The 16,979-nt window shown below is 50.1% G+C and carries 22 protein-coding genes and 1 pseudogene; 13 read left to right on the forward strand and 10 right to left on the reverse strand.

Annotation, left to right across the window (positions count from 1 at the left end):
- Positions 1-3: 3 nt before the first annotated feature.
- The 9 genes from O3660_RS06445 to O3660_RS06485 all read left to right on the forward strand — a co-directional run bounded on the left by O3660_RS06445 (position 4) and on the right by O3660_RS06485 (position 5,275).
- Entirely contained in the window at positions 4-1,359 is a 1,356-nt protein-coding gene (locus tag O3660_RS06445) for a phage tail protein (protein ID WP_371464696.1), read from the forward strand.
- A 12-nt stretch (positions 1,360-1,371) separates the two neighbouring features.
- Entirely contained in the window at positions 1,372-2,007 is a 636-nt protein-coding gene (locus O3660_RS06450) for a DUF4376 domain-containing protein (RefSeq protein ID WP_070827004.1), read from the forward strand.
- Positions 2,004-2,489 carry a hypothetical protein gene (locus tag O3660_RS06455; RefSeq protein ID WP_371464697.1) on the forward strand — a complete coding sequence of 162 codons (486 nt, stop codon included), beginning with the start codon at positions 2,004-2,006 and terminating at the stop codon, positions 2,487-2,489. Before O3660_RS06450 ends, O3660_RS06455 begins: the two co-directional genes overlap by 4 nt.
- Positions 2,490-2,498: 9 nt before the next feature.
- A complete protein-coding gene (locus tag O3660_RS06460) occupies positions 2,499-2,837 on the forward strand; it encodes a hypothetical protein (RefSeq protein WP_070827006.1) in 339 nt (112 codons plus the stop codon).
- Positions 2,834-3,256 (forward strand): hypothetical protein, encoded by a 423-nt coding sequence (locus O3660_RS06465; protein WP_371464698.1) that lies wholly within the window; start codon positions 2,834-2,836, stop codon positions 3,254-3,256. The genes O3660_RS06460 and O3660_RS06465 overlap by 4 nt, the downstream gene beginning before the upstream one ends.
- Positions 3,253-3,738, forward strand: coding sequence for a hypothetical protein (locus O3660_RS06470; protein WP_371464699.1), 486 nt, complete (start codon positions 3,253-3,255; stop codon positions 3,736-3,738). The genes O3660_RS06465 and O3660_RS06470 overlap by 4 nt, the downstream gene beginning before the upstream one ends.
- Positions 3,738-4,043, forward strand: a complete 306-nt coding sequence (locus tag O3660_RS06475) for a hypothetical protein (protein ID WP_371464700.1) — start codon at positions 3,738-3,740, stop codon at positions 4,041-4,043. The genes O3660_RS06470 and O3660_RS06475 overlap by 1 nt, the downstream gene beginning before the upstream one ends.
- 50 nt (positions 4,044-4,093) lie before the next feature.
- Positions 4,094-4,633, forward strand: coding sequence for a TIGR02594 family protein (locus O3660_RS06480; RefSeq protein WP_371464701.1), 540 nt, complete (start codon positions 4,094-4,096; stop codon positions 4,631-4,633).
- 138 nt (positions 4,634-4,771) lie between these two features.
- Positions 4,772-5,275, forward strand: coding sequence for a hypothetical protein (locus O3660_RS06485; protein WP_371464702.1), 504 nt, complete (start codon positions 4,772-4,774; stop codon positions 5,273-5,275).
- A 56-nt stretch (positions 5,276-5,331) separates the two neighbouring features.
- Here O3660_RS06485 and O3660_RS06490 read toward each other — a convergent pair whose 3' ends face one another.
- Both O3660_RS06490 and O3660_RS06495 read right to left on the reverse strand, forming a co-directional pair.
- The gene (locus tag O3660_RS06490) at positions 5,332-5,748 is read right to left on the reverse strand and encodes a type II toxin-antitoxin system HicB family antitoxin (RefSeq protein WP_049351671.1); all 417 of its coding nucleotides are present in this window, start codon (positions 5,746-5,748) and stop codon (positions 5,332-5,334) included.
- Positions 5,749-5,825: 77 nt separating this feature from the next.
- A complete protein-coding gene (locus O3660_RS06495; protein WP_234395568.1) occupies positions 5,826-6,011 on the reverse strand; it encodes a type II toxin-antitoxin system HicA family toxin in 186 nt (61 codons plus the stop codon).
- 288 nt (positions 6,012-6,299) lie between these two features.
- On the opposite strand from O3660_RS06495, the gene O3660_RS06500 reads away from it, so the two are divergent.
- Positions 6,300-7,307 carry an adenosine deaminase gene (locus O3660_RS06500; protein ID WP_049351670.1) on the forward strand — a complete coding sequence of 336 codons (1,008 nt, stop codon included), beginning with the start codon at positions 6,300-6,302 and terminating at the stop codon, positions 7,305-7,307.
- 49 nt (positions 7,308-7,356) lie between these two features.
- Here O3660_RS06500 and bioB read toward each other — a convergent pair whose 3' ends face one another.
- Positions 7,357-8,409 carry a biotin synthase BioB gene (gene bioB / locus O3660_RS06505; RefSeq protein ID WP_004519884.1) on the reverse strand — a complete coding sequence of 351 codons (1,053 nt, stop codon included), beginning with the start codon at positions 8,407-8,409 and terminating at the stop codon, positions 7,357-7,359.
- Positions 8,410-8,626: 217 nt separating this feature from the next.
- Between bioB and miaA the strand changes: the two genes are divergently transcribed.
- Genes miaA through hpnC form a run of 3 tightly spaced genes read left to right on the forward strand, consistent with a single transcriptional unit; the run spans position 8,627 to position 11,163 of the window.
- Positions 8,627-9,568: a tRNA (adenosine(37)-N6)-dimethylallyltransferase MiaA gene (gene miaA, locus O3660_RS06510; RefSeq protein ID WP_049351669.1), complete on the forward strand. Its 942-nt coding sequence runs from the start codon at positions 8,627-8,629 to the stop codon at positions 9,566-9,568.
- Positions 9,569-9,571: 3 nt separating this feature from the next.
- Positions 9,572-10,294 (forward strand): tRNA adenosine(34) deaminase TadA, encoded by a 723-nt coding sequence (gene tadA, locus O3660_RS06515; protein WP_049351668.1) that lies wholly within the window; start codon positions 9,572-9,574, stop codon positions 10,292-10,294.
- 53 nt (positions 10,295-10,347) lie between these two features.
- Positions 10,348-11,163 carry a squalene synthase HpnC gene (hpnC, locus tag O3660_RS06520; protein WP_049351667.1) on the forward strand — a complete coding sequence of 272 codons (816 nt, stop codon included), beginning with the start codon at positions 10,348-10,350 and terminating at the stop codon, positions 11,161-11,163.
- A gap of 48 nt (positions 11,164-11,211) precedes the next feature.
- On the opposite strand, the gene htpX is transcribed toward hpnC, so the two are convergent.
- From htpX to O3660_RS06555, 7 genes and pseudogenes are all read right to left on the reverse strand, one after another.
- The gene (gene htpX / locus O3660_RS06525; protein ID WP_049351666.1) at positions 11,212-12,051 is read right to left on the reverse strand and encodes a protease HtpX; all 840 of its coding nucleotides are present in this window, start codon (positions 12,049-12,051) and stop codon (positions 11,212-11,214) included.
- Between the two features lie 189 nt (positions 12,052-12,240).
- Positions 12,241-13,149 (reverse strand): oxygen-dependent coproporphyrinogen oxidase, encoded by a 909-nt coding sequence (gene hemF / locus O3660_RS06530; RefSeq protein ID WP_049351665.1) that lies wholly within the window; start codon positions 13,147-13,149, stop codon positions 12,241-12,243.
- 183 nt (positions 13,150-13,332) lie between these two features.
- Positions 13,333-13,716 (reverse strand): hypothetical protein, encoded by a 384-nt coding sequence (locus O3660_RS06535; RefSeq protein ID WP_002219725.1) that lies wholly within the window; start codon positions 13,714-13,716, stop codon positions 13,333-13,335.
- Between the two features lie 4 nt (positions 13,717-13,720).
- Positions 13,721-13,816, reverse strand: a pseudogene (locus O3660_RS06540) (deaminase domain-containing protein); the annotation flags it as partial.
- A 29-nt stretch (positions 13,817-13,845) separates the two neighbouring features.
- Entirely contained in the window at positions 13,846-14,379 is a 534-nt protein-coding gene (locus O3660_RS06545) for a C40 family peptidase (RefSeq protein ID WP_049351701.1), read from the reverse strand.
- A gap of 43 nt (positions 14,380-14,422) precedes the next feature.
- Positions 14,423-15,946: a phospholipase D family protein gene (locus O3660_RS06550; protein WP_049351664.1), complete on the reverse strand. Its 1,524-nt coding sequence runs from the start codon at positions 15,944-15,946 to the stop codon at positions 14,423-14,425.
- Positions 15,947-16,024: 78 nt separating this feature from the next.
- Positions 16,025-16,936 (reverse strand): peptidoglycan DD-metalloendopeptidase family protein, encoded by a 912-nt coding sequence (locus O3660_RS06555; RefSeq protein ID WP_371464703.1) that lies wholly within the window; start codon positions 16,934-16,936, stop codon positions 16,025-16,027.
- Positions 16,937-16,979 lie beyond the last annotated feature (43 nt).

Genomic DNA, 16,979 nt, shown 5'->3' on the forward strand with positions numbered 1-16,979 from the left:
ATTATGCAGCGGATTTCCACTTCTTCCGCCGTTGCCGACCTGTTCGGCAACGGCAAAGCAGGTTTTAGAAACGGCGATTTGCCGCGTGGCGTGCTGCCTACGGCGTTTAACGCCGAATGGTGCAACCATGTGCAGGAGGAGATTTGTAATGTGATTGAGGGCGCGGGTGTGGCACTTAATCCAGATAAGCGCGACCAGCTGCTTGCCGCCCTGAAAAAACTAATCGATGAGCAGGCCGGCGGCAAAGGTTTGCCCGTAGGCGCAGTGGTGGGTTTCCCCCGCGCGGTTACCAACCCCGAAGGCTACCTGACAGCCGACGGCAGCCCCTTTAATCAATCCACCTATCCCGACCTGTATCGCGTACTGGGCGGCAACAAGCTGCCCAACCTCACGCGCTCCGACATCGGCATGACTGCCCACTTCCCGGTTGCGGACATCCCGGACGGCTGGATTAAGTACGACGAGATTGCTGCCAAGGTCACGCAGGCCGCCTATCCAGAGCTCTACCGCAAGCTGGTGGCGCAGTACGGCTCAATCGATGCCGTACCCAAGGCCGACGACCGCTTTATCCGTAACGCTGCGGGCGGCCTTGCGGTGGGCACGCAGCAGGGCGACGCCATCCGAAATATCAAGGGCAAAACATCGTTCTGCAGTGACAACAATGGCACGCTCGGGCTTGGCCCGAAAGACCCGGAAGGCGTGTTCGGCGGCGAAGGTTCACCGAACGCCTACATCACCGATATTGACGGCCACCGCCAAGGTTATAACTATCTGACGTTTGATGCCTCACGCAGCGTGCCGGTGGCGCACGAAGTGCGCCCTAAAGCCATTGCGATGGTATTGTGCATTAAAGCTCAAAACAGCCTGGACGACGTGGTGATGTGGATTAAGGCGTTTGGCAAAGTAACCAATGCCGGTGTATTGGATGCCTCCACGCTGGCGGCAGATATACAGCGCAAGGCCAACCGCGATGAGGTAGCTCTAAAAGCCCACACCCACCGTGCCGCCGAAATCACCGACTTTGCCGAGGCAGTGGCCGCGCTCACCGTGCACCAAAAAATCGGCACGTTTGACATTTGCAGGCTGCCGGACGGCACACAAATCGAATCCGGCACGGTGCGCATCCAAAACCACAATAACAACCCGACAGCCCGGGTGCTGACGTGGCCGCTGGCCTTTGTCACCGCCCCTGTGGTGGTCGCCACCATATCTGCACCGGAAGTCAACGTGCGCGATGTTTGGGTAACCATTGACAGCAGGCAGAGTAACCGGTCGGCCGTGCACTACTGGTTGTACGAGCCGAACTATAACACCCCGGATGTGACGGTTAATTTTGTCGCCATCGGGCGTTGGAAATAAAGGAGCTGAATCATGACTGTGTATTTTTACCAAAACGGATTTTTGCACACCGACGATACGCCGCCGGAAGGTGCGATCGCCCTTACCGCCGCCGAGCATGAGGCGCTGGTTGTCGGGCAATGTACCGGCCAAATCGTGATGCCGGGCAAAGACGGCAAGCCTGTATTGGCCGACCCCGCGCCATGCCCATCCAGCACATGGGACGGCACTCAATGGCAGATTGACCCAGAGTGTGCCGCCCGGCTCAAAGCCGAGCAGCAAGATGAGATGTGGGAGCGCATCAAGGCCAAGCGCTACGACAACCTGCGGCATGGGGTGTACGCCAAATCGGTTGGGAAGTGGTTTCAGACCGACGACGCCACCCGCCTGCAATACCTAGCGCTGGCACTGGAAAGCGTAACGGGCGGTTTTAAAAAGCCCATCAACTGGAAAACGATGGATAACAGCTTTTTGATGCTCACACCCGAGCTGCTGCGCGAAATCATGCAGACCATGCACGATGATGAGGAGGCGGATTTTATCAACGCCGAACGCCATAAAGCCGCCATGCTTAAAGCCGAACACCCGCTGGAATACGACTACAGCGACGGCTGGACGGCAAACTTTGATGAGCAGCCCGCCACCGAGCTTGAGGAGGCCGCGAAATGAATACGCAACCCATCTATCTAGCCCTTTATCGAGGCCGCCGCGACGGCAGCGGCTGGCGCGTATGGTGTGCAAGGGCGACCGACTGGCTCACCCGTGTTTTGACACGCGGCAAGTACAGCCATTGTGAGATTGCGGTGCGCGAACATCCGCAGGCATCGGTTTATACCTGCTACTCCGCCTCCATCAGGGACGGCGGCGTACGCGCCAAAAAGATGCCGCTGCCTGATGACAAGTGGGACTTAATCCCAATGGTGTCAACCTCCGAGGCACACGAACGTCTGCAAAGGGTATGGGCGGAAACCAAAGGCCAAGGCTACGACTTGAAGGGCGCATTGGGCATTGCCTTTGGGTTGCGGCACAGCCGCCGCCGCTGGTTTTGCTCCGAGTGGTGCGCCGCCGCATTGGGGTTACCCGCAGGCTGGCGTTGGTCGCCCAACGACCTTGCCGCCATCGTGTCAGCAAAGAGCGTGAGCAATTTGTAGAGGTTGATTATGGGCGATACTGTAAAAATTAAAGCGCATATCCCAACGCTTAACATCGAAATCCCGACCGGAAACGCGCGGCGGTTTGAAATCTCAATCACATCGGACGGCAAGCCATACGACTTGTCGTCTTTTGATTTAAAGATGACATTCCGACCAAGTGTCGGCGGCGAATTTGACGGAAGCGAAAACCTGACTAAAGACGGTCAGGTTTTATTTTTAACGTTCCCGCCTGAATTTTCTGCCGGCGTGAAATGGCGTAGGGCGCGATATGACATATTGAACGCCTCTACCCATCAAACGCTGATTCGTGGGGAAATCGAACTGCTGGAGGTAATCACGAAATGACTGAATATATTTTCAGGCTGTCTGACGAAACGCCAAAAATCGAGATTGACGTAAAAGCCGCCGCTATCATCAATGGTGTTGGTCAGGACTTGTACGACCGCGCTAAAAAAGAGCTTGGTTTTACCGGCACTTTTGAGGAGTTCCTCGCTAAGTTCAAAGGCGAACGAGGCGAGAAAGGCGATACAGGCGCGAATGGGGACAAAGGCGATACTGGAGAGCGAGGCGAACGAGGATTGCCTGGCTTACCTGGTACAAATGGCACAAATGGCGAACGTGGCCTGCCGGGTCAGAAAGGCGATAAAGGCGACACAGGGCCAAAAGGTTCTGACGGCAAATCAGCAACTGTAACCATTGGCAAGGTAACAACAGGCGAGACGGCAAGCGTGACCAACACTGGTTTTCTTGGAGGAACAAAATGAGTAACTCGCTAAAATGGGTTAAATATATGTTGGAATGGCGTTTTCTGCCTGTGCGTTTTCAAAAGTGGCTGTTTGGCACAGGCACGCGCGTGGTTGAGTTTGCCAGTGGGCTGTCGATGATTGGCTATGCCGCCGTGTTTGCGTTTTCGCCAGTGGACATCTACAACTGGCCTATTTATTACAAATTCAAGACGATACCTGAATCTATCCTGATTCCCGTTTTCGGCGGTATCGGCTTGTTGCAGTTGGCGGCGATGTACTGGCAGACGTACAAGGGCAACGTCTTTTCAGGCTACTTATTGCTGGTGTCGGCGTTCATTTGGTATCTGACGGCGCAGGCGTTCTGGGGAGCGTTTCCGCCTGCTCACACGGGCATGGTCATTCCGCCAATTCTGGCTTTCTTATGCGTCTTGGCCGGCAATAACTCACTTAAATTCTTGTTTTCGGGCGAAAAACTGAAAGACAGCCTAAAGGGGGAATAATGGATTTTTTCCAATTTGGCTACTTGTTTGCCATAGGGGGAGGCATTGTCGGTAGTGCGTGGTCGAGTATCAAAGACCACGACAAAATCGTGTCAAGTTTGTTTGAGGCGGTTGTATCGGCAGTAGCGGCGGCGGCGGTAGTGGAACGGTTTTTGATGGTTAATCAAGTATGGACTTGCGCTATTGCCGGCGCGTTTGTCGGTATTTTGACAGGTCACGCAATGGATACCGTGAAAACCCTTGCTCCGGGCTTGATGAAAAAGTGGGTCAAGAAAACGGCTAACAAATTTATCGATAATGAGTAACGACAGGTCGTTTGATTTTCAGACGGCCTTTTTTATTTGGAGAACGAAAAATGCAAGAGTTAGAATGGCTCAAAGAAGCAAGAAAACACATCGGTTTGAAAGAGTTTGTTGGATCAAAACATAACCCAACAATCGTACAATGGCTGAAAGATATGGGGACATTTCCTAATGCGGCTAAATCTTGGTATTTTGAAGATGAGACGCCTTGGTGCGGTTTGTTTGTGGGGCATTGTTTAGGCAAAGCAAATCGCGCCGTCATCAAGGATTGGTATCGCGCCAAAGCGTGGGCAAGCGCGGGACTGACGAAGCTGTCAAAACCTGCCTATGGCTGCATTGCAGTCAAGTCCCGACAAGGCGGCGGTCATGTGTTCTTCGTGGTCGGTAAAAACGCCAAAGGTCAGATTTTGGGCTTAGGCGGGAATCAGGGCAATACCGTGTCTGTTGTGCCATTTAACGCCGCAGACATTGATGGCTACTACTGGCCGTCTAAATTGGTTGATGGTAAGCCGGTGCCGTCTAGCCCGTCGCCTGAGCGATATAATCTGATAAATGCTGTTGCTACGGCGAGCCAAGGGGTAAGCGAGGCATAGCGATAATCCCGTCGAGTTTGCAAAACATAAAGTCTCGATGTGGTAAGAAAAAAGCCGCGAAGCCAGCGAAGCCGCTGACTTCGCGGCTTTTGAATTTGCCGAACGTGAGCTGAAAAATTATAAGGATATGTTGGAATTATGGTTGAAACGTTGCTCAAAAATTGGAAATTGATTGCGGTTTTACTTGTGATTGCAATCTGTATCGGCGCATGGCAAGCCGACCGCAAAGCGGAATATCGACGCGGACGCGATGAAATGAGCGCGGATATTTCTGCTAAATTGAAAGATTCATTTATCGAGCAGGCAAAGCAGTCGCGTGAAAAAGAAAAGAAAACCGCCGCTGCATTCGTTGCCCGCCAAGTAGAGTTAGAAAAGGAAAAACAAGATGCTGAAAAAATTAATGCTGATCTGCGCGTTGAGCTTAACCGCCTGCGCGAATACGTCGCCCGTCAAAGTGGCAGCCGAAACCTGCCCGCAACCGCTCCATCCGCCCGTGCATCTGATGGCGAAGAAGTTGCCAAAGGCTGGGCATTATTCGGAAAATGCGCGGCTGAATATGCTGGAATGGCAGAAGTAGCAGACCAGCAAAGAAATGATCTGGCTGAATGGCAGGCTTATGGTCGTATTGTTTCTGGTGAATGAAAAAGCCCCCTTGCGGGGGCTTGCTCTATAAAAGCTTACTGTATGGAAAGAGTAGGTTAAGAGAAGCTGATATTCAGATTTTTGCCGAGCTTTTCAGCGGCTTTTTCCAAAAAATCAATTTTTGTATTGTGACGCAAATTCAGTAGGCGGTCAATTTGCGGCATGTGTACGTCTAATCTTCTTGCCATTTCGGCTTTCTTTACATTTTGTTGTACCATTTCATTAAGTAGCAGGATTTTAGCTGTTTCTAATGCCGGTAAAACGACAACATGCTCACCATCATTTTCTGATGGCAGAGGGACTGCTTTCCTGTCTTCAAAATATCCTTCTAATGCGCAAATCAGGCCATCAATTGCTTCGATTTTTGCTGTATCTTCGTCTTCTCCGACTGCGACAGCTTCCGGAATATCTGGGAATGTTACTAATAAAGTACCATTATCGTCTGGCGTTAGAGTATAGGGGTAAGCTAACATATGCACCTTTCATTTAGTAATCCAGTATAGTTATTAGGTAGCAAGCTCCTCCGAGCTTGCTCCTTTTTATTTCTTATTTATTTAAGATCTAAGTCTTTTTTGATTTTTTGAACCAATCCCGTACCGATTTCTTTACTACCATGGTTTGGGAAAACTGATGTTTTATTACCAAGTTTTATTAATTGATGGCTTCCGCGTTTTAGCGTGGTAAACTCTACACCTTGAGAGAGTAGCCATTTCCTGAATTCGCTGTATTTCATCATTCACCTCCTTTCCATACAGTAAGGTCATAATACAACAAAAATGTTGTGATTGCAATACTAAATACAACATTTTTGTTGTATTTAGTATTGCTCAAGATGATTTGAATTTGTGGGTATATATGGGGGTATATGAATTATTAGAAAATAAAAATATATTTATATACATATGTTTATTATTGAAAGGATAATCATGATGGAAAATGGTTTTTAACAGATAAATGGTCAAAGGCCGTCTGAAAGTTTCAGACGGCCTTCAATATTAAATATAAACCGAAAATCAGAGAAAATATGAATATCAAACAAGTTATCCAAGCCTTGCCCAAAGCCGAGCTGCACGTCCATATCGAAGGGACGTTCGAGCCGGAGTTGATGTTTGAAATCGCCAAGCGCAACCACATAGCGATTCCTTATGAGAATGTCGATGCGGTACGGCAGGCTTATGATTTTCACAATCTGCAGTCGTTTTTGGATATTTATTATGCCGGTGCCGGCGTCTTGCTGCACGAGGCGGATTTTTACGATTTGACCCGCGCATATCTTGAGCGTTGCCGTGAAGACAACGTCGTGCATACGGAAATATTTTTCGATCCGCAAACCCATACTGCGCGTGGCGTGGCGTTTGAAACCGTGATGAACGGCATTGTCCGCGCCTGCCGTGAAACCGGGCAGCAATGGGGCATAAGTACGCGTTTAATTATGTGTTTCCTGCGGCATTTGTCGGAAGAAAGCGCATTTGAAACCTTAAATCAGGCTTTGCCTTATAAAGAACACATCATCGGCGTAGGCTTGGATTCGAGCGAGCTGGGGCATCCGCCATCCAAGTTTGAACGTGTGTTTGCTCAGGCTCGGGCGGAGGGTTTGTTGACGGTGGCGCATGCCGGAGAGGAAGGACCGCCGGAATATGTTTACGAGGCTTTGGACTTGCTGCATGTCCGCCGTATCGATCATGGCGTACGGGCGGAAGAAGATGGGGCCTTGATGGCACGTTTGATTAAAGAGCAAATGCCGTTAACCGTTTGTCCGTTGAGCAATTTGAAATTAAAAGTATTTCCGGCGATGGCAAAACACAATTTACGCCGTATGTTGCAACGCGGCGTGTTGGTAACTGTCAATTCCGATGATCCGGCATATTTCGGCGGCTATATGAACCGCAATTTTGAAGCGCTTGCCGAGGCGTTGGATTTGAGTGCGGAAGAAATCAAAACCTTGTGCGCCAATTCGTTCCGCGCTTCGTTTTTGAGCGAGGCGGAAAAGGAAGAATGGATACAGAAGATTGAAGGTTTTGATGTTGAATAACGATAAAAGGCCGTCTGAAAAAGTTTCAGACGGCCTTTTATGATGGCGGTTAGTAGTCAACTTTGATTTTAGGCGTTTCCTGCGCGGCTTTGTATTCTTCTTCCAATTCAAAGCGCAGCGGATACAAATTCAATTTTTCCATCAGCAGACGGTCGCCGTCTTCGTCCGGATTGCCCGTAGTCAGCAGCTTGTCGCCGTAGAAAATCGAGTTTGCGCCAGCCATGAAACACATAGCCTGCATGGATTCCGGCATATTGCTGCGGCCTGCGGACAGGCGGACGTAGCTGTGCGGCATAGTAATCCGTGCCACAGCGATGGTGCGGACAAATTCCGTCCAGTCCAAATCTTCGGCATCGGCCAGCGGCGTGCCTTCTACTTTAACCAACTGGTTGATCGGCACGCTTTCGGGCTGAGGGTCGAGGTTGGCAAGGCTGGCAATCAGGCCTGCGCGTTCGGCACGGGTTTCGTTCATGCCGACGATGCCGCCGCAGCAGACTTTTAAACCGGCATTGCGGACTTTGCCCAAAGTATCCATGCGGTCTTCATGTTTGCGGGTGTGGATGATGTCGTTGTAGCGTTCGGGGTCGGTGTCGAGGTTGTGGTTGTAGTAGTCCAAACCGGCTTTTTTGAAGTCTTCAGCCATGCCGTCTTCGAGCATGCCGAAGGTGCCGCAAACTTCCATGCCCAAGCCCTTCACCGCGCTGATGATTTCGGAAACGACAGCCACGTCTTTGGGTTTGGGGCCGCGCCATGCCGCGCCCATGCAGAAACGGCTGGCGCCGCGCGATTGGGCAATTTTGGCTTTTTCGACGATTTCGTCCACATCCATCATCTGCTCTTTGCCCAGATTGGTGTTGTGGTGTGCCGATTGCGGGCAGTAGGCGCAGTCTTCGGGGCAACCGCCGGTTTTGATGGAGAGCAGGGTGGAGAGTTGGATTTCGCGCGGGTTGAAGTTTTGGCGGTGGATTTCGGCGGCTTGGAAAACGAGGTCGAGGAAAGGCAGTCCAAACAAAGCCTCGACATCGCATTTTTTCCAATAACGCGCAGTCGGATGCGGCTTGCGCTCGGTTTGACGGCGCAAGGCTACGGGAGATACGGTCATAGTGTGTTCTTTCGTGTTTACAGCGACGCAGTGTCGCTGACGGCTTGACTGCCGGCGCAATGACGGCAGCAGCAGGTTTAAAATCAATATAAAAGGCCGTCTGAAACGGCGCAGCAAGTGTAACGCTTTTGATAATGTAGAGCAAATGTTTCAGACGGTCTGAAATATGGTTTGCCCGGGTTTGCTATAATCGCATTTTTAATTTTTCCGTTTTCTTATGAATGCGCCCAAAGCCTTCGCCGTACTCGGCCCGACCGCCGGCGGTAAAACCGCACTGGCCTTAAATATTGCCCAATCGTTGCCGGTGGAAATCATCAGTTTGGATTCCGCGCTGGTGTATCGCGGCATGGACATCGGCACGGCCAAGCCGACTGCCGAAGAGCTTGCCGCCGTACCGCATCATTTGATTGATATTATCTCGCCGCTGGAAAGTTACAGCGCGGCGGATTTTGTCGGCGACTGCGTGCGCTTGGTGAACGAAATACATGCGCGCGGTCGCTATCCGTTGATTGTCGGCGGTACGATGATGTATTTCCACGCGCTGACGGAAGGTTTGAACGATTTACCCGGTGCGGATGCGGCGGTGCGCGCACAGCTTCAGGCGGAAAAAAACGAACACGGTCTGGCAGGCCTGTATCGCCGTTTGCAGGAAGTTGACCCGATTACGGCAGGCCGTCTGAAAGCCAATGACAGCCAGCGTATTGAGCGCGCTTTGGAAGTCTATCTTCTGACCGGTAAGCCTTTGAGCGAACATTTCACAGAGCAGAAGCAGGCTGCGCCTTTATTGGATTTATGCACGGTTGCCCTTATCCCCGAAGACCGTCATTTGTTACACTGCCAAATCGAAAAACGCTTTTTAAATATGCTGGAACACGGTTTCCTAGATGAAATGCACGGCTTACGCCGTGATTATCCGCAGCTGCATGCCGATATGCCGTCTATGCGCTGCGTGGGCTACCGTCAGGCTTGGGATTATCTCGAAGGCGAAACCGATTATGACACCTTTGTCGAAAAAGGCATTATCGCCACGCGCCAGCTTGCCAAACGCCAGTTGACCTGGTTGCGGAAAATTCCTTTGGCGCACACGTTAGATCCTTACGCAGACGGCGATTATGTTCAGACGGCCTTAGCCTTGGCGCGTCAGCATTTTCAGGAATAATCCATGCTGAACACGCCACCACTTGCGCCTAAAACATTGGCCGTGCTAAAAGAATTGGGTATTTGTACACGGGAAGATTTACAGGAAATCGGCGCAGTCGGCGCATTTTTATTGCTGAAAGCGTCGGGTTTGACCGTAACCAAAAGCACCTTGTGGCAACTGGACACGTTGGTTTCAGGTATGGATGTCCGGCATATTTCCGAGGAGAGAAAGACGGAGCTGGGCGAGGCTTTGAAAAACCATCCGCCTGTTGCCGTTTTCCCTTCTCAAGATGATATGGAAGCCTTTATGCGGCTGGCGATAGAACAGGCCAGACAATCGGCGGCATTGGGCGAAGTGCCTGTTGGTGCGGTCATCGTATATCAAGGCGAGGCAATCGCAGCGGCACACAATACCTGCATTGGCGACCACAATGTCAGCCACCATGCCGAAATCAATGCGCTTGCTGCGGCTGGCAAAGCCTTGCAAAACTACCGTTTGGAAGATTGCGACGTGTACATCACATTAGAGCCTTGCTCTATGTGCGCATCTGCCTTGATACAGGCGCGGGTCGGGCGCGTGATTTATGGTGCGGCCGAAGCCAAAACCGGCGCGGCAGGCAGTGTGGTCGATTTGTTTGCCGACAAACGTCTGAACAAGCATACCGCAATTTTGGGCGGCATATTGGCAGAAGAATGCCAAAGCGTATTGCAGGATTTCTTTGCGGCCAAACGTAAGGCCGTCTGAATTTCAGACGGCCTGTCAGCAAAAACATTTTATTTTAAATTTTCGGATTTCCCATGTCAGTCAATCATTACGAAAACTTCCCTGTCGGCTCCATTGTGCTGCCGCGCCGTTTGCGCAAGCCGGTTCACGCCGTTTACGCTTTTGCACGGACGGCGGACGATATTGCCGACGAAGGCAATGCCGAAGCAGCCGAACGCCTGCGCCAACTGGACGAGCTGAAGGCAGAGTTAGACCGCATTGCACAAGGCGGGAAATCGCAAACGGCTTTAATGCAGCGTTTGTACAACGAAGCGATTGAGCCGTTTCAATTACCGTTGCAGCCGTTTTATGATTTGCTGGCGGCGTTCAGTCAGGATGTGGTCAAAACCCGTTACGAAAACTTTGGCGAATTGATTGCCTATTGCCGCTTGTCCGCCAATCCGGTGGGGCGCATTATGCTGCATTTGTACGGGCAAACTGATGAAGTGAGCATGGCGCAAAGCGACGGCATTTGCACTGCCTTGCAGCTGATTAATTTCTGGCAGGACGTGGCGGTAGATTGGCAGAAAGGGCGCGTGTACATCCCTCAAGAAGATTTGCAGAAGTTCAAAGTCAGCGAAGAGCAGATTGCGGCCGGCAAAGCCGACTTTGCTTTTCAACGACTGATGGCGCATGAGTGTCAACGTGCTTTTCAAATGCTGAAGGCAGGCTCGCCGTTGGGCAAAACCCTCAAAGGACGAATCGGTTTTGAGCTGCGCATGATTATTGTCGGCGGCCAGTTGATTTTGCAGAAGCTGGATGGTTGCAAATATGACGTGTTCAACCAACGCCCGCTGTTGGATAAAAAAGATTGGATGATTATCATCAAACGGGCATTGATGAAGAAATAAAAAAAGGCCGTCTGAAATGGATGTTTCAGACGGCCTTGATGTTTTTGATTAGCGGTTTTTCAAACGGTTGATGCGGTTGTCCAAAGAAGGATGGGTGCTGAACCAAGAATCTTTGGCTTCGCTGGCAATGCCCATTGCGGTCATGGTTTGCGGCAGGTCGCTGGTGCCGCCTTTTAAGCGTTGCAGGGCGGCAATCATTTTCGGCGCGCCCACCAGTTTTGCAGCGCCTGCATCAGCGCGGTATTCGCGTTGGCGGCTGAACCACATCACGATGATGCTGGCGAGAAAGCCGAATACGATCTGCAATACCATGCTGACCATGAAATATGTACCTTGCGACGTGCTGCCGTCATTGTTGCGCGCCACCATGCTGGAAACGATACGCGCCAAGAAGACGACAAAAGTATTCACAATACCTTGAATCAGCGTCAGCGTTACCATATCGCCGTTGCCGACGTGCGCCATTTCATGCGCTAAAACGGCTTCGACTTCATCTCGGGTCATGTGGTCGAGCAGGCCGGTGCTGACAGCGACGAGCGAGCTGTTTTTGGTTGCGCCGGTTGCAAAGGCGTTAGGTTCGGGAGAGTCGTAAATGGCTACTTCCGGCGTTTTCAGATTCCATTGACGGGCTTGCGCTTCAACAGTTGCCAACAGCCAAGCTTCTTCTTCGCTTTGGGGCTGGTTAATGACGACGGCGCCGACCGAATGTTTGGCGATGGTTTTCGACATCAGTAGGGAGACAATCGAGCCGCTGAAGCCGACGACTGCGGAATAAGCCAACAGGCTGCCGACTTGGTCGGTACTGTTGATGCCCAAGATGGCCAAAATAACACGGATGACAACCAGAACTGCGATATTGGTCGCGATAAATAAGAAAATGCGTTTCACCGATTATTCCTTTTTAGTGTGGTTTGTGAGGTGATTTTTATATGGGCGCATTGTCTCAAAAACTCTATAGAGAGGAAACAGCGCAATAGGCAAAGGTATGCAAATTCAAAGCAATTGAAGCAAAGGCCGTCTGAAAAGGTAGTCTCAACCAGTGAGAATCGCTTTTTAGACGGCCTTTGACAGGTAAAACTATCTGCCGGCTTCTTCCAGCCAGTTGCGCGGTATAAGGAATTGATTGAGGCGTGCTTCGGGTGAACCTTCTTCCGGCACATATTGATACTCGAAGCGTACCAAAGGCGGCATGGACATCAAAATGCTTTCCGTACGGCCGCCGCTTTGCAGACCGAACAGTGTGCCTCTGTCCCAAACCAAGTTAAATTCGACATAGCGTCCGCGGCGGTAGAGTTGGAAATCGCGTTCACGTTCTCCATAAGGCATATTTTTGCGTTTTGCCACAATCGGCAGATACGCTGCGATATAGCCTTCTCCGACTGCCTTGATAAAATTCAAGCAGGTATCGAAATCCCAGCGGTTTAAATCGTCAAAAAACAGGCCGCCCACGCCGCGTGTTTCGTTACGGTGTTTCAAGTAGAAATATTCGTCACACCATTGTTTGAATTCAGGATAAACCGATTCGCCAAATGGCGCGCATACGTCCCGCGCCACTGTGTGCCAATGCACAATATCTTCTTCAAACGGATAAAACGGCGTCAAATCAAAGCCGCCGCCAAACCACCAAACCGGCTCGGCATTTTCAGGATAGGCAATAAAAAAGCGTACATTGGCATGGCTGGTCGGGACATAAGGATTTTTCGGATGAATGACCAGCGACACGCCCATGGCTTCAAATGCCGCGCCTGCCAATTCCGGACGATGGGCCGTAGCAGAAGCCGGCATTTTTGTTCCCTTTACATGCGAAAAATTCACACCTGCCTGCTCGAATACTGCGCCGTTTTTCAATACACGGGTTTCGCCGATACCCAGCTTCCCAGTCCATGCTTCATGCACAAATTTGGCTTTGCCATCTTCTTGCTCCAGCGCGGCGCAGATTTGGTTTTGCAGTGTTTTGAGGAGGGTTAGAACGGATTCTGTGTGCATGATATATCCTTGATGGTTTCGTATTTGTAAAATGATAGGGCGGAAGATGATTTAAGTTGTTGAAACTAATTGTTATTTTTATATTTCTTTATTATGGGTAAATTTTGCATGGGCGTATCTTGCAATCAAGCGTTACTCATCGGCAATAGATTGAAAGGTATTACGGGGTTAAAAATACAGTTGCTACTCTTGCTGCATGATATTGGCAAGATTTAATTTAAATGTTTGTTGAATCTTGTTTACATCCTTAGCAAAAATATGATAGTCACTCGAAGAATAGATAGATTTTATTCTATCCAAATTAGTTTGTTGATAACATTTTTTCATTTCCGCGATGAAAAAATTATCTTTTCCTCTTTCATTGAGACAGTTATTTTCTAACAGATAGATTGCCCATGCTGTAAAAATAAATGTACTATCTTCCGGATATTCAGATAAATAAATTTCGAATTCAATTATAGAATATTCAGCTGCTTCAATTAATGTTATATCTAAATCTCTGACAAATTTTTCCGTTATATTTTTAAATAATTTCTTGAATTCTATATAATTTTTTATTTTTTCCATGATTCTATTTTCCTGTAAAAATATTTAATTGAATATTTGGATAGCGATTTTTAAACTCTAAAATAACATTGCTGCAAGATTGACAGGCCTTTAATGATGATATTGCGATACCTTTCAGACGGCCTTGATTTATTCAGTAAAAAAAGTATGTGCGCCCAAATAGTTTTTTGCGTAGAACGGAGTAGAAAGTTTTTCGGTTTTGATGGTTTTACCGCTGCTGGGGGCGTGGATAAATTCGCCATTGCCGATGTAGAGGCCGACATGGGAGTATTTGTGTGCGCCGCCGGTATTGAAGAAGACAAGATCGCCGGCTTTCAATTTGCCGTCGGGAATTTTTCGGCTGGCTGCGGCCATATCGCGTGCGGTGCGTGGCAGATTGACATTGAGGGCGTTTTTATAGACGTATTGGATCATGCCGCTGCAGTCAAAGCCTGTGGCTGTGGTGCTGCCGCCCCATTTATAGGGTGTGCCGATCAGGCCTAGGCTGTGAAGCATCAATTCCTGCGAACCTTGGGTGTGGTCGATATGGGAAATACGGACAGGTTGGACTGTTCTGGCGGTTGTTTGCGGCTTGTGGGATTTATGCTTGCCAGTGGTGCCGCAGGAGGCCAACAATAGGCCGGTGGTACAAACAAATAGGGTTTTGCAGATGAGTCGAGACATGGTGAATTCCTCCGGCCGCATGATTTTTGTTTTCAGACGGCCTCTATAATAATCCTTCTATGGGTAGGATGGACAGGATTTTTGAAGTCATCCGTTTCCAGAACTTGGCTTCGGGTTCGTGTGCGTAAGTTCGTTTTTCGCTTGGGTCATACCAGTATAGTTTGTTGTAATTGCCAAGCGTTACCTGATAGGCATAGCTTGGGGTAGTTGTAACGAGGGTGCGCTGCATTTGGCCTGCGATTTCGGGGCTTTCAATGACGACCCCCATTTCGGTATTGAGGCGTGCGGAACGTGGGTCGAGGTTGAATGAGCCGATGAAAATGCGTTTCTCGTCCACGATGAAAGTTTTGGCATGCAAGCTGGTGGCGGAGCTACCGGTCAAGCCGCGGTCTTTGGAGGTCGGAACGGCGTGGTTGGGCTGGAGCTCGTAAAGTTTGACCCCGGCTTTAAGCAAGGGCTTGCGGTATTTGACGTAGCCGGAATGGACGGCGGCAACGTCGGTTGCCTGGAGGGAATTGGTCAGGACGGTGACGTCCACGCCGTTGTGAATAAGCTTTTCTATGGCCTTAACGCCCGACTTTGTTGGTACAAAATAAGGGGAGACAAGGTAAACGCTTTTTTCGGGTTGCTTAAGGGCGTCTTGCAGGCGTTCGGAAATAGGCGGTTTGTGCCGGTCGCGGTCTAAGCCTTTGGCCGGGTCATCGCTGATTAGGCGTGTGCTGACGCTTTGCCATTCCAGAAGGTTGCTCTGCATTTTTTGATAGAGGTTGGAGTGTTCGATGCTTTGACGGTAGCGGATGAGCGTTTGGTTTTTATCTTGGTCGGTGTAATTGAGCTCTGCCAATCCTTTTTGCAGATTTCCCCGTTTGATGATGCTGGTTGCGTTGTAGGCGGAATGGCTTGCCCAATAGCGGTCGAAGTCTTGAGAAACTTCGGTTACGACGCGGCCTGTAGCGAGGATATCGAGGTCGGCAAAGATGGTATCGTCGTTAACCTTAAAATATTCGTCGCCGATATTGCGCCCTCCCAAAATGGTGGCACGGTTGTCGGCGGTAAACGATTTGTTGTGCATTCGGCGGTTAAGTCGCGGAAAATCGGCAACATAGCCGAGTGCACGCCATTTTCTGAAAATAAAGGGATTAAACAGACGGACTTCGATATTGGGATGATTGTCGAGTGCTAGCAGGAGATCATCCATGCCGTTGGTGTTGTTGTCGTCCAGAAGCAAACGCACACGGACGCCGCGTTCGGCCGCGCGATGAATCAGGTTGAACAGAAGCTTGCCGGAGATATCGTTGTGCCAGATATAGTATTGCAAATCGAGGGTATGGTCGGCGGATTCAATCAGGGCTGCACGGGCGACAAAGGCTTCATGGGCATCGTTCAGCAGATAGATATGGGAAACATCGGTCTTGGAGGATGTAGAAGGAATGCCTAATGCGCTGTCCAGCCGCGGCGTTGCAGGTATGTCAAGATAACTGCTTTGGGTACGTTCGTCCAATGAAGGCAAAAACGCGGCGCAACCGCCCAATAGCAGGGTATAAAGAAGGGGGAGATGAAATTTCATGGGGAACCGGTACAAACAATCCCTACCTAAATGACATTTAGGCAGGGATTGAATTGAAATTAGGTTGCTTGAATCAGCCTAGAAGGCAACATAATTTGCCGGATTGACCGGTTTGCCGTTTTGACGGATCTCAAAGTGCAGCTGGGTACGAGATGCATCGGTATTACCCATGTGCGCAATGGTTTGACCGCGTTTAACGGTTTGGTTTTCATTAACCAGCAGGCGTTGGTTGTGGCCGTATGCGCTCAAGAATGAGGAGTTGTGTTGGATGATGACCAAGTTGCCGTAACCGCGCAAGCCTGAGCCTGCGTAAACGACTTTACCGTCTGCCGCTGCAACAACAGGCTGGCCTTGCGTACCAGCGATATCTACGCCTTTGTTGCTGCCACCGAAGTTGGCGATAACGTTACCGGTAGTCGGACGCTGCCATGTAATGCCGCTGACGTTGCGGCTGCTGCCGGTAGACACGGTTGGTGTATTGGCAGGAGTGCTTGGGGTTGGAGCAGTGGTTGTCGTTGTTGGAGTAGAAGGTTTGCTTGCAGAAGCTGCAGGTGCAACGTAGCCCTCAGGTTTCACGCGCAGGGTTTGACCAATGCTGATGGTGTTGTCGGCCAGGTTATTCCATGCACGCAGATTGTCTTGGGTAATGTTGTAGCGTTTGGAGATGTTGTAAACGGTATCACCACGAACAACAGTATGTGTCGCTGCATTAATATCAACAGGCGCATAAGAAGGCGTGTAAGTGCCGATGCTGCCGCTGTTGTACGTTGGAGCAGGTGTACTTGCCGGCGGAGTGTATGGAGCATCTGCCGCTGGGCTGGTGTTGGTATTGTAAGGCGCTGCACCGTAAGGATTGTCAGCGGTAGAGCCTGTTGTTGAACCACCGCTTGGTGTGCCGACGACTACAGGAGCCGGTTGTTGGCTGGCACAGGCTGCAAGTAATAAAACCAAAGCTGCCGATCCGGCATAAGATACACTTTTTTTCAACATGTTAATGACTTTCGTATTCGGGTAATTGTTCTCATCGGAGCAT

Source organism: Neisseria sp. 27098_8_139 (assembly GCF_041433195.1).
GTDB lineage: Bacteria > Pseudomonadota > Gammaproteobacteria > Burkholderiales > Neisseriaceae > Neisseria > Neisseria subflava.